Source organism: Glutamicibacter sp. AOP38-B1-38 (assembly GCF_052377485.1).
Lineage (GTDB): Bacteria > Actinomycetota > Actinomycetes > Actinomycetales > Micrococcaceae > Glutamicibacter.
Genome location: NZ_JBQSWU010000002.1, coordinates 25808 through 46636 on the forward strand (window position 1 = coordinate 25808; position 20829 = coordinate 46636).

The 20829-nt window shown below is 63.3% G+C and carries 23 protein-coding genes; 13 read left to right on the forward strand and 10 right to left on the reverse strand.

The annotated features are described in order from the left end of the window. Positions 1-14: 14 nt before the first annotated feature. Positions 15-944: an NAD(P)/FAD-dependent oxidoreductase gene (locus ACT3TP_RS01225; RefSeq protein WP_096284899.1), complete on the reverse strand. Its 930-nt coding sequence runs from the start codon at positions 942-944 to the stop codon at positions 15-17. A 77-nt stretch (positions 945-1021) separates the two neighbouring features. Here ACT3TP_RS01225 and ACT3TP_RS01230 point away from each other — a divergent pair, with 77 nt between their 5' ends. Together ACT3TP_RS01230 and ACT3TP_RS01235 are read left to right on the forward strand one after the other, a co-directional pair. After that, positions 1022-1603 (forward strand): helix-turn-helix domain-containing protein, encoded by a 582-nt coding sequence (locus ACT3TP_RS01230; RefSeq protein WP_096285289.1) that lies wholly within the window; start codon positions 1022-1024, stop codon positions 1601-1603. Positions 1604-1675: 72 nt separating this feature from the next. Further along, positions 1676-2494, forward strand: a complete 819-nt coding sequence (locus ACT3TP_RS01235) for a thioesterase family protein (RefSeq protein ID WP_444618902.1) — start codon at positions 1676-1678, stop codon at positions 2492-2494. On the opposite strand, the gene ACT3TP_RS01240 is transcribed toward ACT3TP_RS01235, so the two are convergent. Beyond that, positions 2491-3102 carry a uridine kinase family protein gene (locus ACT3TP_RS01240; RefSeq protein WP_444618904.1) on the reverse strand — a complete coding sequence of 204 codons (612 nt, stop codon included), beginning with the start codon at positions 3100-3102 and terminating at the stop codon, positions 2491-2493. The genes ACT3TP_RS01235 and ACT3TP_RS01240 overlap by 4 nt on opposite strands. A 121-nt stretch (positions 3103-3223) precedes the next feature. Between ACT3TP_RS01240 and ACT3TP_RS01245 the strand changes: the two genes are divergently transcribed. Further along, positions 3224-3961 carry a lipoate--protein ligase family protein gene (locus ACT3TP_RS01245; RefSeq protein ID WP_444618906.1) on the forward strand — a complete coding sequence of 246 codons (738 nt, stop codon included), beginning with the start codon at positions 3224-3226 and terminating at the stop codon, positions 3959-3961. A gap of 95 nt (positions 3962-4056) precedes the next feature. On the opposite strand, the gene ACT3TP_RS01250 is transcribed toward ACT3TP_RS01245, so the two are convergent. Next, positions 4057-4335, reverse strand: a complete 279-nt coding sequence (locus ACT3TP_RS01250; protein WP_096284893.1) for a glutaredoxin domain-containing protein — start codon at positions 4333-4335, stop codon at positions 4057-4059. 148 nt (positions 4336-4483) lie between these two features. Here ACT3TP_RS01250 and ACT3TP_RS01255 point away from each other — a divergent pair, with 148 nt between their 5' ends. Then, positions 4484-5209, forward strand: a complete 726-nt coding sequence (locus ACT3TP_RS01255) for an SOS response-associated peptidase (protein WP_444618908.1) — start codon at positions 4484-4486, stop codon at positions 5207-5209. Here ACT3TP_RS01255 and ACT3TP_RS01260 read toward each other — a convergent pair. The 4 genes from ACT3TP_RS01260 to ACT3TP_RS01275 all read right to left on the reverse strand — a co-directional run bounded on the left by ACT3TP_RS01260 (position 5206) and on the right by ACT3TP_RS01275 (position 8157). Next, positions 5206-5742: a hypothetical protein gene (locus tag ACT3TP_RS01260; protein WP_444618910.1), complete on the reverse strand. Its 537-nt coding sequence runs from the start codon at positions 5740-5742 to the stop codon at positions 5206-5208. The genes ACT3TP_RS01255 and ACT3TP_RS01260 overlap by 4 nt on opposite strands. Positions 5743-5844: 102 nt before the next feature. Next, positions 5845-6474: an MBL fold metallo-hydrolase gene (locus ACT3TP_RS01265; protein ID WP_096284886.1), complete on the reverse strand. Its 630-nt coding sequence runs from the start codon at positions 6472-6474 to the stop codon at positions 5845-5847. Further along, positions 6474-7559 carry an S-(hydroxymethyl)mycothiol dehydrogenase gene (locus ACT3TP_RS01270; RefSeq protein ID WP_096284884.1) on the reverse strand — a complete coding sequence of 362 codons (1086 nt, stop codon included), beginning with the start codon at positions 7557-7559 and terminating at the stop codon, positions 6474-6476. Before ACT3TP_RS01270 ends, ACT3TP_RS01265 begins: the two co-directional genes overlap by 1 nt. 154 nt (positions 7560-7713) lie before the next feature. Continuing rightward, positions 7714-8157 (reverse strand): DUF1772 domain-containing protein, encoded by a 444-nt coding sequence (locus ACT3TP_RS01275; protein ID WP_096284882.1) that lies wholly within the window; start codon positions 8155-8157, stop codon positions 7714-7716. Positions 8158-8294: 137 nt separating this feature from the next. Between ACT3TP_RS01275 and ACT3TP_RS01280 the strand changes: the two genes are divergently transcribed. The 4 genes from ACT3TP_RS01280 (at position 8295) to ACT3TP_RS01295 (ending at position 14036) form a co-directional block, all read left to right on the forward strand. Next, positions 8295-9221 carry a helix-turn-helix transcriptional regulator gene (locus ACT3TP_RS01280; RefSeq protein ID WP_176484121.1) on the forward strand — a complete coding sequence of 309 codons (927 nt, stop codon included), beginning with the start codon at positions 8295-8297 and terminating at the stop codon, positions 9219-9221. 355 nt (positions 9222-9576) lie between these two features. Then, a complete protein-coding gene (locus tag ACT3TP_RS01285; protein WP_444618912.1) occupies positions 9577-9891 on the forward strand; it encodes a hypothetical protein in 315 nt (104 codons plus the stop codon). Positions 9892-9962: 71 nt separating this feature from the next. Continuing rightward, entirely contained in the window at positions 9963-13418 is a 3456-nt protein-coding gene (locus tag ACT3TP_RS01290) for a DNA polymerase III subunit alpha (RefSeq protein WP_444618914.1), read from the forward strand. A 9-nt stretch (positions 13419-13427) separates the two neighbouring features. Next, positions 13428-14036 carry a GrpB family protein gene (locus ACT3TP_RS01295; protein ID WP_444615663.1) on the forward strand — a complete coding sequence of 203 codons (609 nt, stop codon included), beginning with the start codon at positions 13428-13430 and terminating at the stop codon, positions 14034-14036. Between the two features lie 31 nt (positions 14037-14067). Here the strand turns inward: ACT3TP_RS01295 and ACT3TP_RS01300 are convergent, their stop codons facing one another. Next, positions 14068-14508: a VOC family protein gene (locus ACT3TP_RS01300; protein WP_096284872.1), complete on the reverse strand. Its 441-nt coding sequence runs from the start codon at positions 14506-14508 to the stop codon at positions 14068-14070. A 174-nt stretch (positions 14509-14682) separates the two neighbouring features. On the opposite strand from ACT3TP_RS01300, the gene ACT3TP_RS01305 reads away from it, so the two are divergent. Next, positions 14683-15234: a hypothetical protein gene (locus ACT3TP_RS01305; RefSeq protein ID WP_096284870.1), complete on the forward strand. Its 552-nt coding sequence runs from the start codon at positions 14683-14685 to the stop codon at positions 15232-15234. 65 nt (positions 15235-15299) lie between these two features. After that, a complete protein-coding gene (locus ACT3TP_RS01310; protein WP_096284868.1) occupies positions 15300-15527 on the forward strand; it encodes a hypothetical protein in 228 nt (75 codons plus the stop codon). Between the two features lie 354 nt (positions 15528-15881). Here the strand turns inward: ACT3TP_RS01310 and ACT3TP_RS01315 are convergent, their stop codons facing one another. Next, positions 15882-16784, reverse strand: a complete 903-nt coding sequence (locus tag ACT3TP_RS01315) for an MFS transporter (RefSeq protein WP_444618916.1) — start codon at positions 16782-16784, stop codon at positions 15882-15884. Between the two features lie 33 nt (positions 16785-16817). Continuing rightward, positions 16818-17378, reverse strand: a complete 561-nt coding sequence (locus ACT3TP_RS01320; RefSeq protein WP_444618918.1) for a hypothetical protein — start codon at positions 17376-17378, stop codon at positions 16818-16820. Positions 17379-17457: 79 nt separating this feature from the next. Here ACT3TP_RS01320 and ACT3TP_RS01325 point away from each other — a divergent pair, with 79 nt between their 5' ends. The 3 genes from ACT3TP_RS01325 (at position 17458) to ACT3TP_RS01335 (ending at position 20819) form a co-directional block, all read left to right on the forward strand. Next, positions 17458-18093 (forward strand): helix-turn-helix domain-containing protein, encoded by a 636-nt coding sequence (locus tag ACT3TP_RS01325; protein ID WP_444618920.1) that lies wholly within the window; start codon positions 17458-17460, stop codon positions 18091-18093. A 120-nt stretch (positions 18094-18213) separates the two neighbouring features. Next, entirely contained in the window at positions 18214-20229 is a 2016-nt protein-coding gene (gene thrS, locus ACT3TP_RS01330; protein WP_444618922.1) for a threonine--tRNA ligase, read from the forward strand. Between the two features lie 23 nt (positions 20230-20252). Next, on the forward strand, positions 20253-20819 hold the full coding sequence (locus ACT3TP_RS01335; RefSeq protein WP_444619048.1) for an HIT family protein: 567 nt from the start codon (positions 20253-20255) through the stop codon (positions 20817-20819). Positions 20820-20829 lie beyond the last annotated feature (10 nt).

Here is a 20829-nt window from a genome sequence, read left to right on the forward strand (position 1 = left end):
GTTCAAGCCGAGAGTCACTTTTTCGCTAATTTTTTCTTGGCCGATTCCATAACTAGATCAGCATTGATGGCGGCACCTGCCATAGTTCCGGCGGCGGTCGCCAAACCAATCATTGCCCCTAAGTTCGAGGCGTTGCCGGCTGCGTAGACTCCAGGCACGCTCGTGGCTCCCATCTCGTTGACCGAGATGAACTCTCCCATGGGGTTTTGGCTCAGGTGACCGCCTAGCTGGAGGAACAATGACGCGTTCGCTTTCATCTGGCTTGCCACCACTACGGCCTGAGCGTCCAGGGTGCTTCCGTTGTCCAAAGCCAAGGACTGCACCTGCCCTTCATCGCTGACGGCTATGTCGGTGACCTGCGCGTCGACGATTTCTATTTCCACTGCGGCGAGCAGTGCGCGGTTTTCTGATGTCAGCGATTGCGGGGCGTGATTAACGTAGGTGACAGTGCCGCTGAGCTGGCCAAAGAGCAGGGCCTGATGTGTGCTCATTTCACTGACACCTAAAATGGCGATCCGCTGATCGCGCACCTCCCACCCGTGGCAGTACGGGCAATGCAGGGCCGAGGTTCCCCAGGCTTTTCGCAGTCCTGGGATCTCGGGCAAGGTATCGGTTAGTCCGGTAGCCAGGAGAATTCGTGCGGCCTGCCATTGCGAGGACTCGGTGGAAACTGCGAATCCTTCTTCGAACGAACCGCCCAGCGACTGAATGCGGGTGGAGGCAAACTCGACTCCGTAGTCCCTTGCCTCTTTGCGGCCTAGCTCCAATAGCTCATGGGGGCTGATGCCTTCATGGCCAAGCACATTGTGTGCGTGCGCTGAGACGGCGTTGCGTGGATTGCCTTCATCGACCACAAGGACTTTGCGCCGGGAACGGGCCAGCGCGATGGCTCCGGCTAGTCCTGCGTTGCCGCCTCCGATGATGATGGCGTCGTATTTTTCCATGGTGCTCTCCTTCGCGGGGTTTTTGATTCGCTATCCAACCTATCGATACATTGCATTGATCGTGTATGTTTTTGCGTATGACGCAAGAACTGGATTTAGACTCGGTCATCCGACAGCGCATTCGTGCCCTTCGCCAAGGCAAGGGGTGGTCCCTGGAAGCCCTTGCGAACCGGGCCGAACTCAGCGTTTCGACGCTGAGCCGGATCGAAACCGGCAACCGGAGGATCGCCCTGGACCAGCTGGTGCCGATCGCCAAGTCCCTGGGCACCACCTTGGACGAGCTGGTGGCTCCCGCCGATGGAAAAGGCGTGATCATCGGCCCCGAGCCGATCTCTGTACCGGGAATGACGATGTGGAAATTATCGGACGACGACGCAGTCAACGGGGTGGTAGTCACGAAGATCCGCTACGACCCGCAGCAGCAGGTGATCCCAACGGAGGACAGGGTCCACCCGGGCAAGGAATGGTTCACCGTGCTCTCCGGCGAAGTGCAGCTCAGGCTCGGCGAACGAGTCTTCCACGTGAAAGCCGGGCAGGCGGCACAATTCGACACCATGACACCGCACTCGATTCGTGCCCTCGGCGGTATCGCCGAGGTGCTGAGCATGATGGACAGCGCCGGCACCCGCGCGCACCATCACGACGGGCAATCGGTCTAAGCCGCATCGCGGACCAAGTTTGGCTAGGCTGTGATCAAGAACCATTTAGCTTGCAGATCGGGAGATCGATTCATGACACACCAGCTCGAAGAAGAACTGGACAAGATCCTTGCCAACGGCGACTTCTACTTTGAAGAGCTGGGAGGAGGGCGCTATCGGTCTTCCTGGCATACCCAGGGAGCGTGGAATCCTCACGAACAGCATATGGCCCCAGCCTCGGGGATCTTGACGCATGCCTTGGAGAACTTCCAGCCTCGCGACGACATGCGCATCGCCCGGTTGAGCTTCGAAATTCACGGGCTGATCCACGCCGGTGAATTTGAGGTCACCACGCGGATGATTCGCCCGGGCCGAACCATCGAACTGATCGAAGCCGAAATGACGGCCAAGGGGCGCACCAGCATCGTCGCCAGAGCCTGGCGAGTGATTACCGCGGACTCAACCGCGGTTGCGGGAACTGAAGATGCCGACGTGCCGGGTCCCGAGGACAGCGAGCCGCAGAATATTTCCGTGCAGTGGCCCGGCGGGTACATTCGCTCCATCGAATTCCGTGCCGCTCCCGGCCGCCGCCCGGGTAAGGGAATCGCCTGGTTGCGGACTCCTTATGCGCTGCTAGATGGTGTGCCGGCTTCGCGATTGGCAAGTTTGATCGGTCTGGTGGATACCGCGAATGGCGTGGTGCCCCGCGTCGAGCCTGGCGATGGCAGCTGGATGTTCCCGAACCTGGATCTGCAGATCCACATGTACCGTGCGCCCGAAGGAGAATGGCTCGGCCTCGAAGTGCAGCAGAGCTACGGTACCGACGGCATTGGCCTGACCTCCACCGTGCTCCACGATGTCAATGGACCCTTTGGCCGTGCCGAACAGATACTGACCGTGCGCCAGCTCTAAGCGTGGGTAGCCGCTAATTCGGCCAATAGCTTCTTCAGCTGCGCCTTGGGCATGATGGTGAAGCCCTTGGCACGGTAGGTTTCGCGATCTGCACCGTGGGAGCGGAACAGCGCATAGCCGCGCTTGACCAAAAACAGCACCGGTTTGCGGCGCTCGGACACGTCGCGGATGAAGCGTCGAATCGTGGTCAGCAACGCAGGTTCGTCCACGTAGTAGGCATGAACATTGATTCCCTTGGCGCGCAATGGTTCCAGCACCTCGGAGAGGAAAATTCCTTCGGCGATAATCGGCCCGCCGGTTCCATGCACTTCGCGATGCCCGCTGTAGCTGGAGGTAGCAATCGAATAATTCGGCACCTGCGTGCAGCCTTGGCGCAGCAGCTCATCGACCGCGTTCAGGGCCGCGTGCTGATTCCATGTACGTGGATGGTCCCAATCGATTTCGCCGTATCCGGTGCGCGGAAAAGATTCTGGGTGCCCATCTTCGCTGATCTGCCGGTAGAACTCGTCCAGCGGAAGGTGCGGATTGCCGAAACGGTTGGCAAGGTATGACTTGCCAGAACCGGATGGACCGCCGAGCAGGATCACGGGGGTGGAAGAATTAGGCACCAGATTATTATCACGCAGAATCTCGCGGAACCCGAATTCTGAGCCTCTCATCACAGCCCCCGAAGGATCTTTTCAGCCTTGGTGAACCGGTGTACGAAGCGGACTGAATTAGACTCTGAATATGACCCTTTGGAATCCCGAATCGAGCGCGCCGCTGTCCTACCAGTTTGAGGAAGCCAGCGGGGATCCCGAAGCTGACTTGGAGCGCGGGGTTCAGCTGCTACGCGAGGTGCAGGGCGGTACGCGCGGCCCGCTGCTGCGTTTCTATCGGCCGGATCCAACGCTGGCCTTTGGCCAACGCGATGTCCGCCTGCCCGGGTTTCAGCGTGCGGCCGAGGGGGCTGAGGCACGCGGCTTTGCCCCCTTGGTGCGCAAGGCCGGGGGACGGGCGGCGGCCTATCATCGCGGCACGTTGATCGTGGATCATATCGAACCGCATGCCGAAGCGATTATCGGGCAGCAGCAACGCTTTAAGGTTTTTGCCGACCTCTACGCCCGAGCCTTTCGCCGGCTCAAGATTGACGCGCATGTGGGGCCGATCCCGGGCGAATACTGCCCCGGGGACTACTCGGTCCACGGACTGCCCACAGCTGGGTCACGCAGCGAGGTCCCGGTAAAACTTATCGGCACCGCGCAACGGGTGATCTCCGGGGCCTGGCTGTTCAGCAGCGTCTTTGTCATCGAGGATTCCGCCCCGCTGCGTGCGGTGCTCGACACCGTGTACCGGGCGATGGAAATCCCCATGGAGCCCTCCACTGTGGGTGCCGGCGACGATCTGGTCTCCTCGGTCACCGTCGAGAGCTTTATCGAGGCATTACTCGCCGTCTACCGGGAGCACACCGAACTGCTGGAGGCCTAGACTCCTCTCAGCTGGTGCAACAAGTGAAGCCCGGCGCTTTCCCAGGAGGGAAAAGCGCCGGGCTTCGAATGTTTAGTGCGGTCTACCGCAGGGCCTTAGGCGCCGACGCGCTCGACGACTTCTTCGATGCGCGGATTGGTAGCCGCAGTGCCATCGGGGAAGATCAGGGTCGGCACGGTCTGGTTGCCGCCGTTGAAGGACTCCACGATCTCGGCGGTACCTTCAACGTCTTCGATATTCACCTCCGTGTACGCCACGCCCTTCTGATCCATCAGCCGCTTGAGGTTGCGGCAGTAGCCGCACCAGCTGGTGGTGAACATGGTGACCCCGCCCGCAGCAGGAACATACTTCTCAAGATTTAATTCGTTGCTCATACTTCATGCAACCACGTGAGCTATCGATTTGTTCCACATTGCACCCGCGGGCCAGAAGAATTTTGCGATGCGCTATTTCTCCGCACCCAAGCTCCGGGCGCGGACTACACTGGTGCCCACCGGATAGGTTCGAAGAGAGGCGAAAATCATGTGCGGACGCTACGTCATGGCCAAGGCGATCGGCGACCTTGTTGCGGAGGCCGAAGCCGAGGCGGATGACAATCTCCAGCTGCGCCACTCATGGAACGTCGCCCCCACCACGGATGTGCCGATCGTGCTCGAGCGGCTGATCGACGATGCCCTGCACCGCCAGGTCCACGTGGCCCGGTGGGGGCTGGTGCCCGGCTGGGCCAAGGAACTCTCGGTGGGGGTGCGCGCCTTCAATGCCCGCAGCGAGACCGCGGCCAGCAAGCCGACTTTCCGAGCGGCGGTCAAAAAGCGTCGCGCAGCCGTCCCGATGCAGGGGTACTACGAGTGGAAGAAGGAAGGCAGCAAGAAGCGGCCATTCTTTGTGCACCGCGAGGATGGGAAACTGATGTTCTTCGCCGGACTCTACGAATGGTGGAAGGACGAAAACGGGGACTGGATCCTGTCCACCTCGATCCTCACCATGGATTCACCCTCCGCCGAGGAACCCGGGGTGCTCGGCGAGCTTGCCGGGCTGCATGACCGGCTGCCGATCCCGCTGGATCCGGAGCAGCTCTCCCGCTGGCTGAACCCGGGTGAAGCCGACGGCGAGGGGCTGATCGAAGAGGTCCGCGCGCAGGCCTACGACGTGGCTTCCACCTGGAGCCTGCACGAGGTCGACGCCGCGGTAGGCAATGTGCGCAATGATTCGGCAGAGCTCATCGAAGAGCACAAGTCGCTGTTCTAGCCCTGGCCCCGCCGCGCGGCACGCCGACCGAGCGACAACCCGGCACCGGCGCCCAGCATCGCGAAGCCGAACCCCAAGGCGAACTTTCCGAAAATCGCTGCGGCGCTCGCCGAGATCTGGCCTTGGAGCTCGGCGGTGCTCAGCGGAGCGTAGGCGAACCAGCCAAAGGTTTTCACCTGCACGCTATCCCACCACAGCAGGCCACCGCCGGCGAGCAGCAGCAGCACACCGAGGCCGAGCGGGACCCAGGGTGCCATCCGGCCGAGCCAGGTGCCCCGGGAGAGCAGAAAGCCGCAGCCCGCACCGCAAGCGGCGAGCCCGAGGCCAAGCAGCAGCTGGCCCAGCAGCATCGTGGCGCTGGGCCCGAAGTAAAACGTATCCTCGCGCAACGACACATAGGACCCGGAATAGATCGTCACCATCTGCTGGCCGTCCCACCAGAGCAGTGCGCTGCCGGCGAGCAGCAGGAGAATTCCGAGGCCGAAGGATAGCGCGGGGATCTTGCGCGGTGTCGGAGCTGTAGATTCTGGCATGGGAACCATCTTTCCACGTCCAGCCATTTACCGCTTGTCTCTGGAGTTAAAAACTGCCGGCCAGCTTGGAAGCTGGCCGGCAGTCAAGGAACGCTGCGCGGTTTAGTGCCCGCGCGCGATCCATTCTTCAAGATTCGGAGCCTCGGCGCCGATGGTGGTGGCATCTCCGTGGCCGGTGTGCACCACGGTCTGCTCGGGCAAGACGAACAGCTTGGTGCGGATCGACTCGATAATCGTCTCGAAGCTGGAGTAGCTGCGCCCGGTAGCCCCCGGACCGCCGTGGAACAGCGTGTCGCCGCTGAACAGCACCCCCAGGTCTTCCGCGTAGAAGCAGGTGGAACCCGGGGAGTGGCCCGGGGTATGCAGCGCGGTCAGCGTCGTTTCACCGATGGTGAAGGTATCGCCCTCCTGGATTTCGGCATCGACCTTGCGCTCGGGATAAACGTTCTCCCAGAGCATCGTGTCGGCCGGGTTCAGGTACAGCGGTGCCTCGACCGCATCGGAGAATTCGACCGCGGCGCGGATGTGGTCGTCGTGTCCGTGGGTGAGCAGGACGGCCATCACCTCGCGGTCGCCAACCTGCTCGAGGATCTTCTCCACGTCATGCGCCGGGTCGATGACCATGACCTCGGAATCAGTGCCGATGATCCAGACGTTGTTATCGACCTCCCAGGTGCCGCCGTCCAGGGAGAAGGTGCCCGAGGTGACGACGTTCTCGATCTGCGCGCTCATTAAAGCTCCACCACCGAACGCAGCACGGTGCCTTCGTGCATCTTGTCGAAGGCTGCCTCGATCTCGTCCAGCTTGATGCGCTCGGTGACGAAGGCATCCAGGTCCAACCGGCCCTGCTTGTACTGCTCAACGAGCATCGGGAAGTCGCGCGAAGGCAGGCAGTCGCCGTACCAGGAGGACTTCAGCGAGCCGCCGTGGCCGAAGACGTCCAGCAGTGGCAGTTCCAGCTTCATCTCCGGGGTCGGCACCCCAACCAGCACCACGCGGCCGGCAAGGTCGCGGGCGTAGAAGGCCTGCTTGTAGGTCTCCGGGCGGCCCACCGCGTCGATGACCACGTCGGCGCCGAAGCCGCCGGTCAGTTCCTTGATCGCTTCGATCGGATCGACCTTCGAGGAATCGACGGTGTGGGTGGCGCCGAGCTGCGTGGCGGTCTCCAGCTTCGTCGGGTTCAGGTCCACGGCGATGATGGTGGTCGCTCCGGCCAGCTTGGCGCCGGCGATCGCTGCCACGCCCACGCCGCCGCAGCCGATAACCGCTACGGACTCCCCGCGCTTGACCTCACCGGTGTTCATGGCCGCACCGATGCCGGCCATCACGCCGCAGCCGAGCAGGCCCACGGCGGCGGCGTCTGCGTCCTCGTCCACCTTGGTGCACTGCCCGGCGGCGACCAGGGTCTTCTGGGCGAAGGATCCGATGCCCAACGCCGGGGAGAGCTCGGTGCCGTCCTCCAAAGTCATCTTCTGGGTGGCATTCGCGGTATTGAAGCAGTACTGCGCCTGCCCCTTGGCGCAGGCGCGGCACTGGCCGCAGACCGCACGCCAGTTCAGGATTACCCGGTCGCCCACGGCCACATTGGTGACGTTCTCACCGATCTGGCTGACTACCGCGGTGGACTCGTGGCCCAGCAGGTACGGGTAGTCGTTGCCGATGCCGCCGAGCTTGTAGTGCAGATCGGTGTGGCAGACACCGGCGGTCAGTACATCGACAATGACCTCTCCGGGTCCCGGGTCCGGAACGATGATATCGACGACCTCTACCGGGGCGTCTTTGGCGCGGGAAATAACGGCTTTGACCTTATGCGGCATGGATTTGCTCCTGAGTTTAATTGTTCGTGTGTCTTGATGCTATCGGTGTGCTCCAAGCTAATCGAGTATTCGGGACACAGTGACGTAAGAAGTTTCGCGCGCGGCGTAGTCGGGGCACCGACCGCGCTGCGCTCGGCTATGGCGATGCGGCGGATCAGGCCGTAATGAGGAGCAGCAGTGATCCGGCCGCGGAGCCTGCTGCACGCAGCACATTAACCCGGTGCCAGCGGGGCCAATAGCGCGCCCACGGTAGCGTTGCGCGTTGCAGGGCCCGGTTCAAGGGAACGCTGAGGAAGATGGTGAGCAGGGCTCCGGACAGCACCAGTGCCGAGCCCAGTGCAGGGACCAGGAGGCCCTGCACTAAGGCGTATGCGGTGTAGCCGAGACTGCCGAAGAGGCTAAGGAAAAATAAGCTGAGAAAAGCGGGACGTTCGGCGTGCTGGTTCAGCGAGATCATGAAGTCGCCGGCTGCCGAATCCTGGACCGAGGCCAAGGCCGGGAGGACCGTCAGCGCGAAGGCGGCATAAAAACCTGCAACAATCCCGGCGCTGCTAATAGTTGTTATGAGCAATGTGGCCGCTAGCCATTCGGGGATCATGCCACCGTCCCTGACCGGGGTGTGAGAGCTGGGAGGGGAGCCGTTTTCCTATGCATGGTATTCATTCAAGCGCACGGATCGCAGATGCAGAATGTTTGAAACTCGACAAAACATGCGTCATCGTCCAATCTGAGGGAGTGACCGCTCAACATGCCTTTCCGGCGGGGCCGCGTGCCCGTGATGGCTTCATCCTGCGCATGAGCATGGCAGGGGACTGGGAAGTCGAAGTCCAAGATCGCTGCGCGTTGACAATCCTGGCGGTGCGTAGCGGATCTTGCGCGGTGCAGCGAGGCGAAACAACGATCCAAGCCGAACCGGGAAACCTAGTGGTCATTCACGGGACGGCGCCCTATCGGGTGTTTGCTGACAGCGCACGGCCGCGTGCCGCCGCCGTTGAAACATACCTAATTGGACCAGGCCAGCAATGCCTCGGCCCTGCGGCGCGGCCGGTCACTGAGACGCTGCGCCACGGCGTCCGTTCGTGGGGTAACGCCCGCGACGGGGCGGACCAATTGCTGGTCTGCACCTTCACCACAACCAGTGCGATTACCGACCTGATCTGCGAGGGGCGAGCGCTATGCCTGATAGAGGATGCAGCGCTCTGGAATTGGGTTGAGCTGCTGCACCTTGAAGCCGAGCGGCAAGGGCCTGTGCAGTCGCTGGTCTTGGATCGGCTTTTGGATATCCTCGCGCTCCAAGTGCTGCAGCAAATGCCGGGGGCCGGCATGGTCCCGGGTGCAAAACCGGGGATTTCAGCCGCGGTGGGGGCAATGTGGTCCGATCCGGCGGAGCCCTGGAGTGTGGCACTGCTCGCCGGGATCGCTGCCATGTCCCGTTCGGCCTTTTCCGCGGCGTTTCATGAAGCCATGGGAATGCCACCGGTTGGATACCTCACCCGGTTGCGTTTGGCGCTGGCCTGGGATGCCCTGCAGAACACCAATTCTCCATTGGGGCAGATAGCCCGTGAGGTCGGGTATTCCTCCTCTTTTGCCCTGAGCGCTGCCATTCGTCGGGTCTATTCGGCAAGTCCCTCTGAAATTCGGATGCTCCGTAGGAACGGTTGAACCCTCCGCCGGCTCAACCGTTCCTCACGCTGCGCAACGTCAAGGTACGCCACTTGGCGGCGTGAACCACGGGCCAACGAACGTGGAGTTCCTTCCCGGTCGGACGGGTCTCACTTTAGGTAATAGGCCAGCGGCCGTAAAAGTTTTCGGGCCGGTAGCCAACTTCGTCTCAGAGCTTTCCTTGCCCTGGACTTGCGTGCTTCAGGGCGCGGACCCGCGTAGCACCAGAGCCCTAGACGTGGACGGGGCTTTGATACTTCCCCGACGCTAAAGTGTCCGTCGAGCTGACTAGCGTAGCTGTTGTTCGAACACGTATTCGAATAAGATTGAGTTAGTAGGGTTGAAGGAGTTGCACGTGGGCATTTTTACCGAGTCGATCCAGGTTTCCTGCGCCCCAAGCGGGGTGCCTTTGCGGGTTTCCTGGCAGGGTTGCGAGTATCGGCTGGTCGCCGAGCCGCAACGGTGGTTCGAACGCCGCAAATGGTGGGACGAAAACCTGCGCATACCCCGCGGAATTGGCGCTGGACTAGCGGATTACGAGATCTGGCGGCTGGAGATCACCCAAGCTGCGGGCCGCGGCCCCGCGCGGAGCATTGACGTCAGTTTTGATCCGCAATCCACGCGCTGGCGGCTGATCCGGGTGAATCAGGAGTTGCCGATCAGCGCCTGACCGGGCATAAATGCACATCTTTCGAAACTTTGTTCTAATGGTATTCCTACGCTGTTTCGAAGGATCCGCCCATGAGCTTCACCCACCTGAACGTCACCTCCTCCTATAGCGCGCACTATGGCGTCTCCAGCCCGCCCCAGCTGGCGGCCGCCGCCCGCGCGCAGGGAGCCGAGGCGCTGGCGCTCACCGACCGAGACGGGCTCTTCGGCGCGGTCAAGCATGTCGGAGCCTGCCTCGCCGAGGGGCTGCGCCCGATCCTCGGAGTGAACCTCGCGGTACTTGACGGCCAGGGAAAACCCGCCGGACGCATTATCCTGCTCGCCCGCGGAAACACCCAAGGACGCGGATACGCCGCACTGTGCCGCGCGGTCTCCGCGGCGCACCAGAACCCGCGCGGAATCATCGGGCTGAGCCAAGCCGACCTGGCGCAGCGGCTGGCCGGCGGGCAACTGGTGCTGCTGCTCGGTGCCGAATCCGACGTGTCGCGGGCCATCGAGCGCGGCAAATACTCTCAGGCCCGAGCGCTGATGGCCCACTGGAAGAAGCTGGCCGGCGGGCAGCTGCGCGCAGAAATCACCACCCACCTCTCCGCACCCGGCAAGCGCTACAGCCTGGGCTTCGCCAGCAAGCTGCTGCGCTTCGCCGCGGAGCTTGGCATCGCCCCGGTGCTCAGCAACGCGGTGCGCTATGCCGACGCCGACGGGGCGGTCACCGCCGACATCCTCGACTCGGCCCGGGTGCTGGGCAGGCTCAGCGCGCTGGAAGAGCTGCAGCCCACCGGGCAGGGATGGCTGAAAACCCCGGCCCAGATGCACCAGCTAGCCCAAGACCTCTCCCGGGTGACCGAACGTGCCTGGGCCTATAGGCTCCTGCGCAATACCGAGCAGCTCGCTAACTGGGCGGCGCTGGATGCGCATACGGATCTTGGCTGGAAGCGGCCGGTGATCCCCGAAGCGACAATCATCGGCTTGCACCGTCCGGCCCAGCAGGAACTGACCGAACGAGTCTTCGCCGCCGCGCCGCGTCTGCTGCCGAACACCAAGCGCAGCGAGATCGAAAAGCAGCTGGCCCTGGAGCTGGGGGTGATCGAAAGGCTGGACTTCGCCGGCTACTTCCTCACCGTCGCCGAAACCGTCAACCTGATCACCGGCATGGGCGTGCGGGTGGCTGCCCGCGGCTCCGGCGCCTCCTCCCTGGTCAACTACCTGCTGGGAATCAGCCAGGTCAACCCGCTGCAGCACGACCTGGTCTTCGAACGCTTCCTCTCCGATACCCGCACCACCTTGCCGGATATCGACATCGACGTGGAATCCGCGCGCCGCCACGAGATCTATCACAAGATCTTCGACACCTATGGGGAGGAGCGTGTGAGCCTGATGAGCATGCAAAACGCCTACCGGGCACGCGGCGCCGTCCGCGACGCCGGAGCCGCCCTCGGCCTGGAGCAGGAACAGGTCGACGAGATCGCCAAGCAGCTCTGGCGCTTCTCCGCCTCCTCCTTCCGCGAGGCGCTGGAGGAAAAGCCGGAACTCGCCCCCTTGGCCAAGCGCATCACCTCCGACGGGCAACTGGACATCCTCATCGACGCGACCGAACGCCTGGACCGGCTGCCTCGGCATATCTCCATGCACCCCTGCGGGGTGATCCTCTCCGACGCGAGCCTGTTGGACCGCACCCCGGTCCAGCCCTCCGGGATGGGGCTGCCGATGAGCCAGTACGACAAGCACGATATGGACCTAATGGGGCTGATCAAGCTCGACGTGCTCGGGGTGCGCATGCAATCGGCCATCGCCTACACGCTGGAGGAGATCAAGCGCCTGCATCCCTCGAAGCAGGCGGTCGCCCGCGCCGGGGGACACCGGGGCTCGGAGTACATCGAAGAGAACGGACAGATCGACTTCGCCCGCGTTCCGCTGGATGACCCGATCACCTATGAGCTGATCCGCTCCACCCACACCCTGGGCTGCTTCCAAATCGAATCCCCGGGCCAACGCGAACTGATCGGCAAGCTCGCCCCCACCGAATTCAACGACCTCATCATCGACATCTCGCTCTTCCGCCCCGGACCCATGCAATCGAATATGGTCAAGCCCTACCTGGAGCACCGCCACGGTTTCGCTCCCGAGCAGTTCCTGCACCCGGATCTGAAGCCCGCGCTCGCCGAAACCCATGGGGTCACCGTCTTCCACGAACAGGTGCTGCGCATGCTCCATGTGATGACCGGCTGCACCCTGGGGATGGCAGACGTCTACCGGCGGCATCTGGGCAACCCGGCCCAGGAACCCGCGGTCGAAAAATTCTTCCGCACCAGCGCTGCGCGAAAGGGCTACGCTCCGGAGATCATCGACAAGGTCTGGAAGGTGCTCGCGGGCTTCGGCTCTTTCGGCTTCTGCAAGGCCCACGGGGCGGCTTTCGCCGTACCCACCTACCATTCGGCCTGGCTGAAGGCGCACCACCCCGAGGCATTCCTCGCCGGCATCTGGGAACACGACCCGGGCATGTACCCCAAACGCCTGCTGGTCTCCGAGGCACGCCGGATGAACATTCCCATCCTCCCGCTGGACGTCAACCGCTCCACCGGCCATTACCGAGTCGAACGCGTCTTCGAACATGCCGTGCACGGCACCCCGATCGTCCCGCGCGCCGCCGGAACCATCCGCCCCGGCCAATACGGCATCCGCCTGGCCTTCCGCGACATCCACCAGCTGAGCGAACGCGAGGTCACCCGGCTGGTCGCCGGGCAACCCTATGACAGCCTCGCGGACGTCCGCCAACGCGCCGGCCTGTCCCGGCGCAGCTACCAGAACCTCGCGGCGCTCGGCGTCTTCGATTCGCTCCTTGCCGGCACCAGCAGGGCGGACACCATCGCCCACACCCAGTCCATGGCGCACGCCAGCATCCCGGTCAAATACCGGCCCGGCCCCGGACAGCTCGCCCTGCCGCTGGGCGCCATTGAGCACATCAAGGCCACCGGCAAGCAGCTGAGCACCGAAGAGGTAGTGCGCACCGAACTGGACCTGCTGCACCTGGACGTGAGCGAACACCTGATCACCTCCTACCGCACACGCCTGGCCCACCTGCCCATCACCCAGGCGGTGGAACTGCTGCACCTGCGCAACGGCGCCGAAGTGCTGGTCGCCGGGGTGCGCATCGCCACGCAGACCCCGCCGATGCGCGGAGGCAAGCGGGTGGTGTTCATATCCGTGGATGACGGGACCGGCTGCGTGGACGCCACCTTCTTCGATGACACCCAGCAGCGCACCGGCCCGCTGCTCTTCTCCACGCGCATGCTGCTGATCCACGGCATCACCCGGCGCACCGGCCCGCGTGGCATCTCCCTGCAGGCGCTGAACGCCTGGGACCTGCACGCCCCGGACACGCTGCCGGGCGCCGGGTACCTTGACTCGGCGGCCCGCCCGCAACCCAGCTACCGGCCCAAACTCGGCCAAGGCGCCACCGGAGGGCAGAGCGTAGACGAACTGGCCAAGCGCATGAACGCCGAGGGGCTGGACCAGCGCGGGGCTTAGGATCATTGCATGAGCACCAGTCCAGACAACCGGCCGCGGCGCCTGCGAACGGAAATTCCCAAACCGCTGGATCCGGCCCTGGTGGCAAGCCTGAGCGCGGCGGACCTCGGGCTGCGCCGCGGAGCCGTTGCCCTGGCTGCGCCGTCGCCGCGCTGGACCGAGGTCTTCGCCGGTGTGGCGAACGTCTTGAACGCGACCCGACCCGCAGGTATCGGGGCCATCGAGCATATCGGCTCGACCGCCGTTCCCGGGCTCGCCGCCAAGCCGATCCTCGACCTCGCCATCGGGTTCGAGGCGGAGGCAGATCTGGACCGCATTCATCCGTGGTTGCTGAGCCTGGGCTTTCTCTGCCTCGGTGAAAAGGACGCCTGCCGCCCGGATTTGATGTATGGATTCGAAATCGAACCGGGAATCCGGCTGGTCAACGCCCACGTCATCGAGCACGGGGCGGCGGAGTGGAGTAGCTACCTGGCCTTTCGGAACTACCTGCGAACGCACGCAACCGAACGCGAAGCCTATGGCGCGCTCAAGCGGCGCGTGGCGTTGCAGAACCCCGGGGACCGCATCGGCTACCTCGCCGGCAAAGCGGAGTTCATCCATGCGCGGCGCTCGCACTGAAGAAGACTGGCCACCAAGCAAGCCGCAGCCGCTATACCGACGTCACATGCCCGTCTGCACCAATGACGAACGACGGATTATGCACAAAATCCCAGCGGAACCCGTCCGGATCGGCTACGCAGGCACTCATCCCGCCCCACGGCTGCACCGTCGGCTCGGACACCGAGCTGGCCCCGGCATCCAGCGCTCGCCGGTAGTGATGTTCGACCTCGGTATCGGAGCGCACATTGTGGCCCAGGGACACCGGGGGAGCCTTCTCGCCGTGGCCGATGTTGCCGTATTCGCTGGGCATCTGCGAGACATCCCACAGCGCGAGCATCAGTCCGTGTCCGGCGCGGACGAACGCGATCTCCGGGTGGGCCGGCTGGACCAGCTCGAACCCCAGTCCCTCGGTATAGAACCTTGTTGAAGCACCGACATCGCGCACGCCGAGGGTGATTGCGCTGATGGTCGGTGGGGCCGACTTGTTCATGGCTCAAGCCTAGGACTCGCGTCCGGCTTTCGGAAGAGTTGGGAACCTCTCCACCAAGCCCTTGTGGCTTCGATGCCCATGTCCGTGCGTGACTTCAGAGTTGCGATAGTGCATCGCGAATCGGCCTTCACACTATAGGAGCCTGAGTCGCAAAGTCACCACTTGGAGAACGGCATGAACCGTGGCTTATTGGTGCTGTGGATAAACGAGTTCATTGCGCTATTTTGGTCGTACGATACGCGTATGGACGAATTTGCCAGCTCCCTGCCAAATTGGGCCAAGCTCCTAGTAGTCATAGCTCCAGCGGCCACACTAGTGATCGCAGCGCTCGTGGCAGTAGCTGCCTTCGGGACCTTGTGGCTACGGCTACGCGTCGATCACTCGGACCAATGGTGGAAACGGGTCGAGTATGCAGTGAACCTTGCAAATAAACGGGATGCCCCGCTGGCCGGGGAAGCCCATGCGCTACTTCAGTTGCAAGTGGCACCAGAATCTCCCGGGGTGGCAGGTGGGCCAGGGGAGGTGATTGTTCATTGGGTCAAAGCCCGAGGGTTCTGGAAGGTTCCGTCCAAGGAGAAGAAATATGTTCGACGGTTGATGGAAAGATTCCTGGACCTCGAAATGGAGATCCACATCGAGGATTCGCCCGATGAAAATACAGGCCCGCCGAGTACAATCAGTTCAACTGACAGTATGAATTTTGTGGAAGGGGACGAGACCAGATGAAGGTACCGGCCAACGACGCACGACGATTTCGGGTCAGGGGCTCAAGAAGCGAACGTGCCGAGGCAATGGCTGAGAATGAGGCATCGCTGGTTCCCGTCGGCGAGGGCCTCTATGTCCTCAAAAATGCACAGGGCAAGGTATTGAGTCGTCCGCTTCCGGAAAACCGCTTCCATATCCTCGCTGATCGCGCACGCGATATTGCAACTCTGAATGAATCCCTGGGCGATGGAAACAATGAGCGAACCGCTGCCTTACTCAACTACAAAGTGGTGTCTTCCGGCAAAGCCAGTTAGCAGCGGAGGCTCCAGCGGCACAAGCCGCGACGGATCGCATATCGCTTCGGCTAAGTGCCAGCTCTTCGCTGTCTACCGAGGGCGCCTGCTGGAAAGCGAATGAGTTAATAAGCCCATGCTTTCCTGAATCCGCTAGCCCGAGAACTATGCTGTGGTGCATTTGAATATTGTTCGCGCCGAGAAGACGGCTATTGACCACCGGCGCACCTCGCCCATATGCGGGTTTGAACACCGTTGCCTCCTCCTGGGATCCCAGAGCGTGCTGGCGCGGGACCGCTTTACATCGCCGTACCCGAATTTTCCCGGCTCTCAACGGAACGGCCGGGCGGCGTGGGATAAATTGCGCGAGCTTCTCTACAGGTAATTCCACTGCTCGGTCGGCGGCAGCGGGCGATGGGTGGTGTGCGGCTGCTGGCCGTAGGGATCGGGGAAACGTCCATGGTGTGTGCGGGCCAGTGCTTTGCCGCCACGCGATGCACCGGTGCGGTGGGACCCGTCGCCGGCGTTGGCGTCCGCCGGCGCCTCGGCGCTGCGCTGCCGCTTATCCGCCGTCGTTGCCAGTTGGACTTCATTCCACTGCCCGGTGCCGGGGATGCCGCGAATCAGCGGGGAGCACCACGCGCCCAGTGCGGCGAGCATCACCAGCGAGCCGAAGAAGACCAGCGTGGGTCCCATGCCCAGCCACTGGATGCCGATACCGGCGCACAATGGCGCCAGCGGCAGGGCCGAGAGTGCCATGAAGGTCACCAGCGCGCTGGCCCGTCCGGCCATCTCTGCCGGGATCACCGCCATGAAGTACCCTCCGGATCCGGCATTCAGCGCCGGCACGCTGAGGAAGGACAGCGCCAGCATCGCTCCCATCCACCACAGGCTGGAGCCGAACCCCATGAGCAGGCTGCCCAGCCCTAGCGTTGTGAGGCAGAAGCAGGTCAAGGGGCCGGTGCGGAAACGGTCGATCAGCCCGGTGGCTAGCAGCGAGCCGAGCAGCATGCCCACGCCCATGCACGTGGCGACCAGCCCAATCACCCACGGAGCCTCGCCGCGCTGCTGCAAGCCATAAATCAGCGTGGTGGCAACGCCGTTGGTGCCCAGGTTGACCACGACGATCAATAAGAGCAGGGTCCGCAGCTGGGGCCGGGCGAAGCACCAGCGCATCCCCGGCAGCACTCCGCCGGCGATGCGCTCGGCGGGCTGCTTCGAGGCACCGGGCCTGCTGCGGGCGCTGCGCAGCGGGGCGGCGAGCATCCGCCCGGCCACCGCCGAGATGAGCTGCAGGACGCTGACCAGAAGCTAGGTGAGGCCCGCGCCGAAGCTCAGGAGCATCCCGGCCAGCGGCGCCGAGGCCAGGGCCAGCGTCGCATCGCGGCCCTGGTTTGCCGCCATTGCGCGGCCTAATTGCCCGGGGTGCACCGCATCCTTCAACGCGGCGTTGCTGGCGCTCGAGAAGTATCCCGAGCGCAGCTCCATCAGCACATGAGCCACGCAGAGGAGCGATGCTCCGAGAGTTCCGGTCCAGGCCGCCACCGCTAACGCCCCGGAGAGCGCCGCGCCGGTCAATCCGCCGAGCACGATCATCCGCGTCCGCTCGGCCCGGTCCGCCATCGCTCCGCCGGCCATGGTCAGGCTCGTGCGGGCGAGCAGCCCCAGCGCCGCCAATGCGCCGGCTTGGGCGGGGGAGCCGGTGGCCGCGAGCAGCAGCAGGGGGAGGGCGAATTGGTAGATGCCGCCGGCCAGCAGGGCCGAGGTGTCCGCGGCCCACCAGCGCCGGTAGGCAGGTTGGGAGGAAAGCCGGGGAAGCCGAGTGGCCTCGGGTGCAACGGCGGGTAGATCCGGAGCTGGGGTGAGCGTCATGAATCAACCATAAGTCCGCAAATAATATTGCGCAATAGAACTTGCGCAATTTAAATTGGGGAATTGCTATGCTGTGCTCATGAGCCACAACGAGCCGCCGGTCACATTCACTACACCCATGCTCAAAGCCATCGCCAACCCCCTGCGGCGGCAGATTCTCGACACGCTTTCTGCCATGGAAACTGCTCGTGCGGCAGATCTGGCGCTCACCCTGGGGATTCCGGCAAATAAGGTCAGCTTCCACCTGCGCGAGCTGGCCAAAGCCGAGATGATCGTCGAAGTCCCCGAGCTGGCTCGCGACAAGCGGGATCGCGTGTGGAAGCCCGCGGCGCGCGGGTACACCACCGGCGAGGTAGGGGAGCGGCCGGAAGATCAAACCGGAACCGCCATGGATGCATATCTGGGGCAGGCCATCCACGATGAGCAGCGGCGCCTCCAGGCTGCCTTGCGCCATGCCGAACAGCACTATCGGGGGCAGGGACCCGGGCCGGTCAAGGCGCAGATGCAAACGAGCAATCTCATGCTCACCCAGGATGAAATGCAAGAGCTCATCCACCGGATGGAAGAGGTGGTCCCGGCCTTCCGCGAGGATTTGAAGAGCGGCAAGATCGCCAGCGCCCAGCCGGTGGAATCACGCCAGGTGTGGCATGTCATGAGCCTGTTCACCGAGGAGTCCTTGTTGAATGAGTCATATGGCGAGGATCAAACGCCGTAAAACCTGTAGTGAAAGCACGCTATGTCGGCGACCTGAACTAAACTGGATGATGGCTGGCTGTGGCCAAGGTATGCCACAAGCTATGAAGCCATCACAGATTGAAAGGCAGAACCCGATCTCATGAGCGAGCAGCGCACTCTCACCATCGATGGCGAGCAGGTCCAGGTGGACGCGGGAACAACCGGTTTGCAGTTCTACGCCAAGGATAAAGACGTGGTTGTCATGCACGTCGACGGCGTATTGCGCGACCTGGCCCGCGAGCTTGAAGCAGGCACCACCGTCACCCGTGTCACCATCAGCGATCCGGAAGGGTTGGAGGTGCTGCGCCACTCGACCGCTCACGTCATGGCCCAGGCCGTGCAGCAGCTGCGCCCGGACTCCAAGCTCGGCATCGGCCCCTACATCACCGACGGCTTCTACTTCGACTTCGATGTCGAAGAGCCGTTCACCCCGGAAGATTTGAAGCAGCTGGAAAAGATGATGCAGAAGATCATCAACCAGAACCAGCTCTTCGCGCGCCGCGAGGTCACCCCCGATGAGGCCAAGGCCGAAATGGCCAACGAGCCCTACAAGTGCGAGCTGCTGGCCAAGGCGGACTCCGATGATACCTCCGGTGAGGGCGTCAACGTCGAGGTCGGCGCCGGCGAAACCACCATCTATGACAATGTCGACCGCAAGAGCGGGGAGACCGTCTGGAAGGACCTGTGCCGCGGCCCGCACCTGCCGAACACCAAGCTGATCAAGAACGCCTTCGCACTGACCCGTTCGGCCGCCGCCTACTGGCTGGGCAGCGAGAAGAACAAGCAGCTGCAGCGCATCTACGGCACCGCCTGGCCAACCAAGGAAGATCTCAAGGCCTACCAGGAGCGCCTGGCCGAGGCCGAACGCCGCGACCACCGCAAGCTCGGCGCGGAACTTGACCTGTTCTCCTTCCCGGACGAGCTGGGTTCGGGTCTGCCGGTGTTCCACCCCAAGGGCGGCATCATCAAGCGCGAGATGGAAGACTACGTGCGCGATCGCCACGTCGAAGAGGGTTTCCAGTACGTGGGCACCCCGCACATCTCCAAGGATGGGCTTTTCCACACCTCGGGCCACCTGCCGTATTACGCGGACACCATGTTCCCGGCGCTGCACATCGATGAGGAGCGCGACGAGGACGGCAACATCACCAAGCAGGGCCAGGAGTACCGGCTGAAGGCAATGAACTGCCCGATGCACAACCTGATCTTCCGTGGCCGTGGCCGCTCCTACCGCGAGCTGCCGCTGCGCCTCTTCGAATTCGGGCATGTCTACCGCTACGAGAAGTCCGGCGTGGTCCACGGACTGACCCGTGTGCGCGGCTTCTCCCAGGATGACAGCCACTCCTATGTCACCAAGGAGCAGGCGCCGGCCGAGGTTGAGCACCTGCTGAACTTCATGCTCTCGCTGCTGCGCGACTTCGGCATGGACGACTTCTACCTGGAGCTATCCACCCGCGATCCGGAATCCGATAAGTTCATCGGCACCGCAGAGCAGTGGGAGGAAGCCACCGAGGTGCTAGAGCGCGTGGCCACCGAATCCGGCGTCGAGCTCGTCGCCGATCCGGGCGGCGCGGCCTTCTACGGCCCGAAGATCTCGGTGCAGGCCAAGGACGCCATCGGCCGCACCTGGCAGATGGGCACCGTGCAGTACGACTTCAACCAGCCGGCCCGCTTCGGCCTGGAGTACCAGGCGGCCGACGGTTCCCGCCAGGAGCCGGTGATGATCCACGCGGCGAAGTTCGGTTCCATCGAACGTTTCCTGGGTGTGCTCACCGAGCACTACGCCGGTGCCTTCCCGGCCTGGCTCTCCCCGGTGCAGGTTCGTGCCATTCCGGTGGCCGAGGCCTTCAACGACTACCTCGGCGAGGTTGTTGCGAAGCTGAAGGCCCAGGGCGTGCGCGTGGAGCTTGATGACTCCTCGGATCGCTTCCCGAAGAAGATCCGCAACGCTTCCAAGGACAAGATCCCGTTTGTGCTCATCGCCGGTGGAGAGGATGCCGACGCGAATGCGGTCTCCTTCCGCTTCCGCGATGGCAGCCAGGAGAATCAGGTTCCGGTCGATGACGCGGTAGCCCGCATCGTCGAGGCCATCAAGAGCCGCGACAACAGCAACTAGTACGGGCAAGGGAGTCCATGGGTATGCAACACCACGCAGATCGGTCCGTCACCGACGATTTTGAACTCGCCGGCGTGCCGGATTCGTTCCAGCGCCTGTGGACTCCCTACCGCATGGCCTACATCAAGGGCGGGCAGGACCAGGTCAAGGACGAGGCCAGCTGCCCGTTCTGCGCCGGTCCGAAGCGCACCGATGAAGAAGCGCTGATCGTGCACCGCGGGAAAACCTGCTACGTGATCCTGAACCTGTTCCCGTACAACCCGGGCCACCTGCTGGTCTGCCCCTACCGCCACGTGCCGAACTATACGGACATCACGCTGGAGGAGACCGCGGAGATGGCGGCCCTGGCCCAGCAGTCGATGCGCGTGCTGCGCCAGGTCTCCAACCCAGCCGGCTTCAACCTGGGCATGAACCAGGGCGAGGCCGGAGGCGCGGGGATCGCCGCGCACCTGCACCAGCACATCGTGCCGCGCTGGAGCGGGGACGGAAATTTCTTCCCGATCATCGCGCAGACCAAGGCCATCCCGCAGACCCTCTCCGAGGTCCGCGAGGCCATTGCCGGCGCATGGGAAAGTGAAAATCCAGCCTAGGATTCGCCAC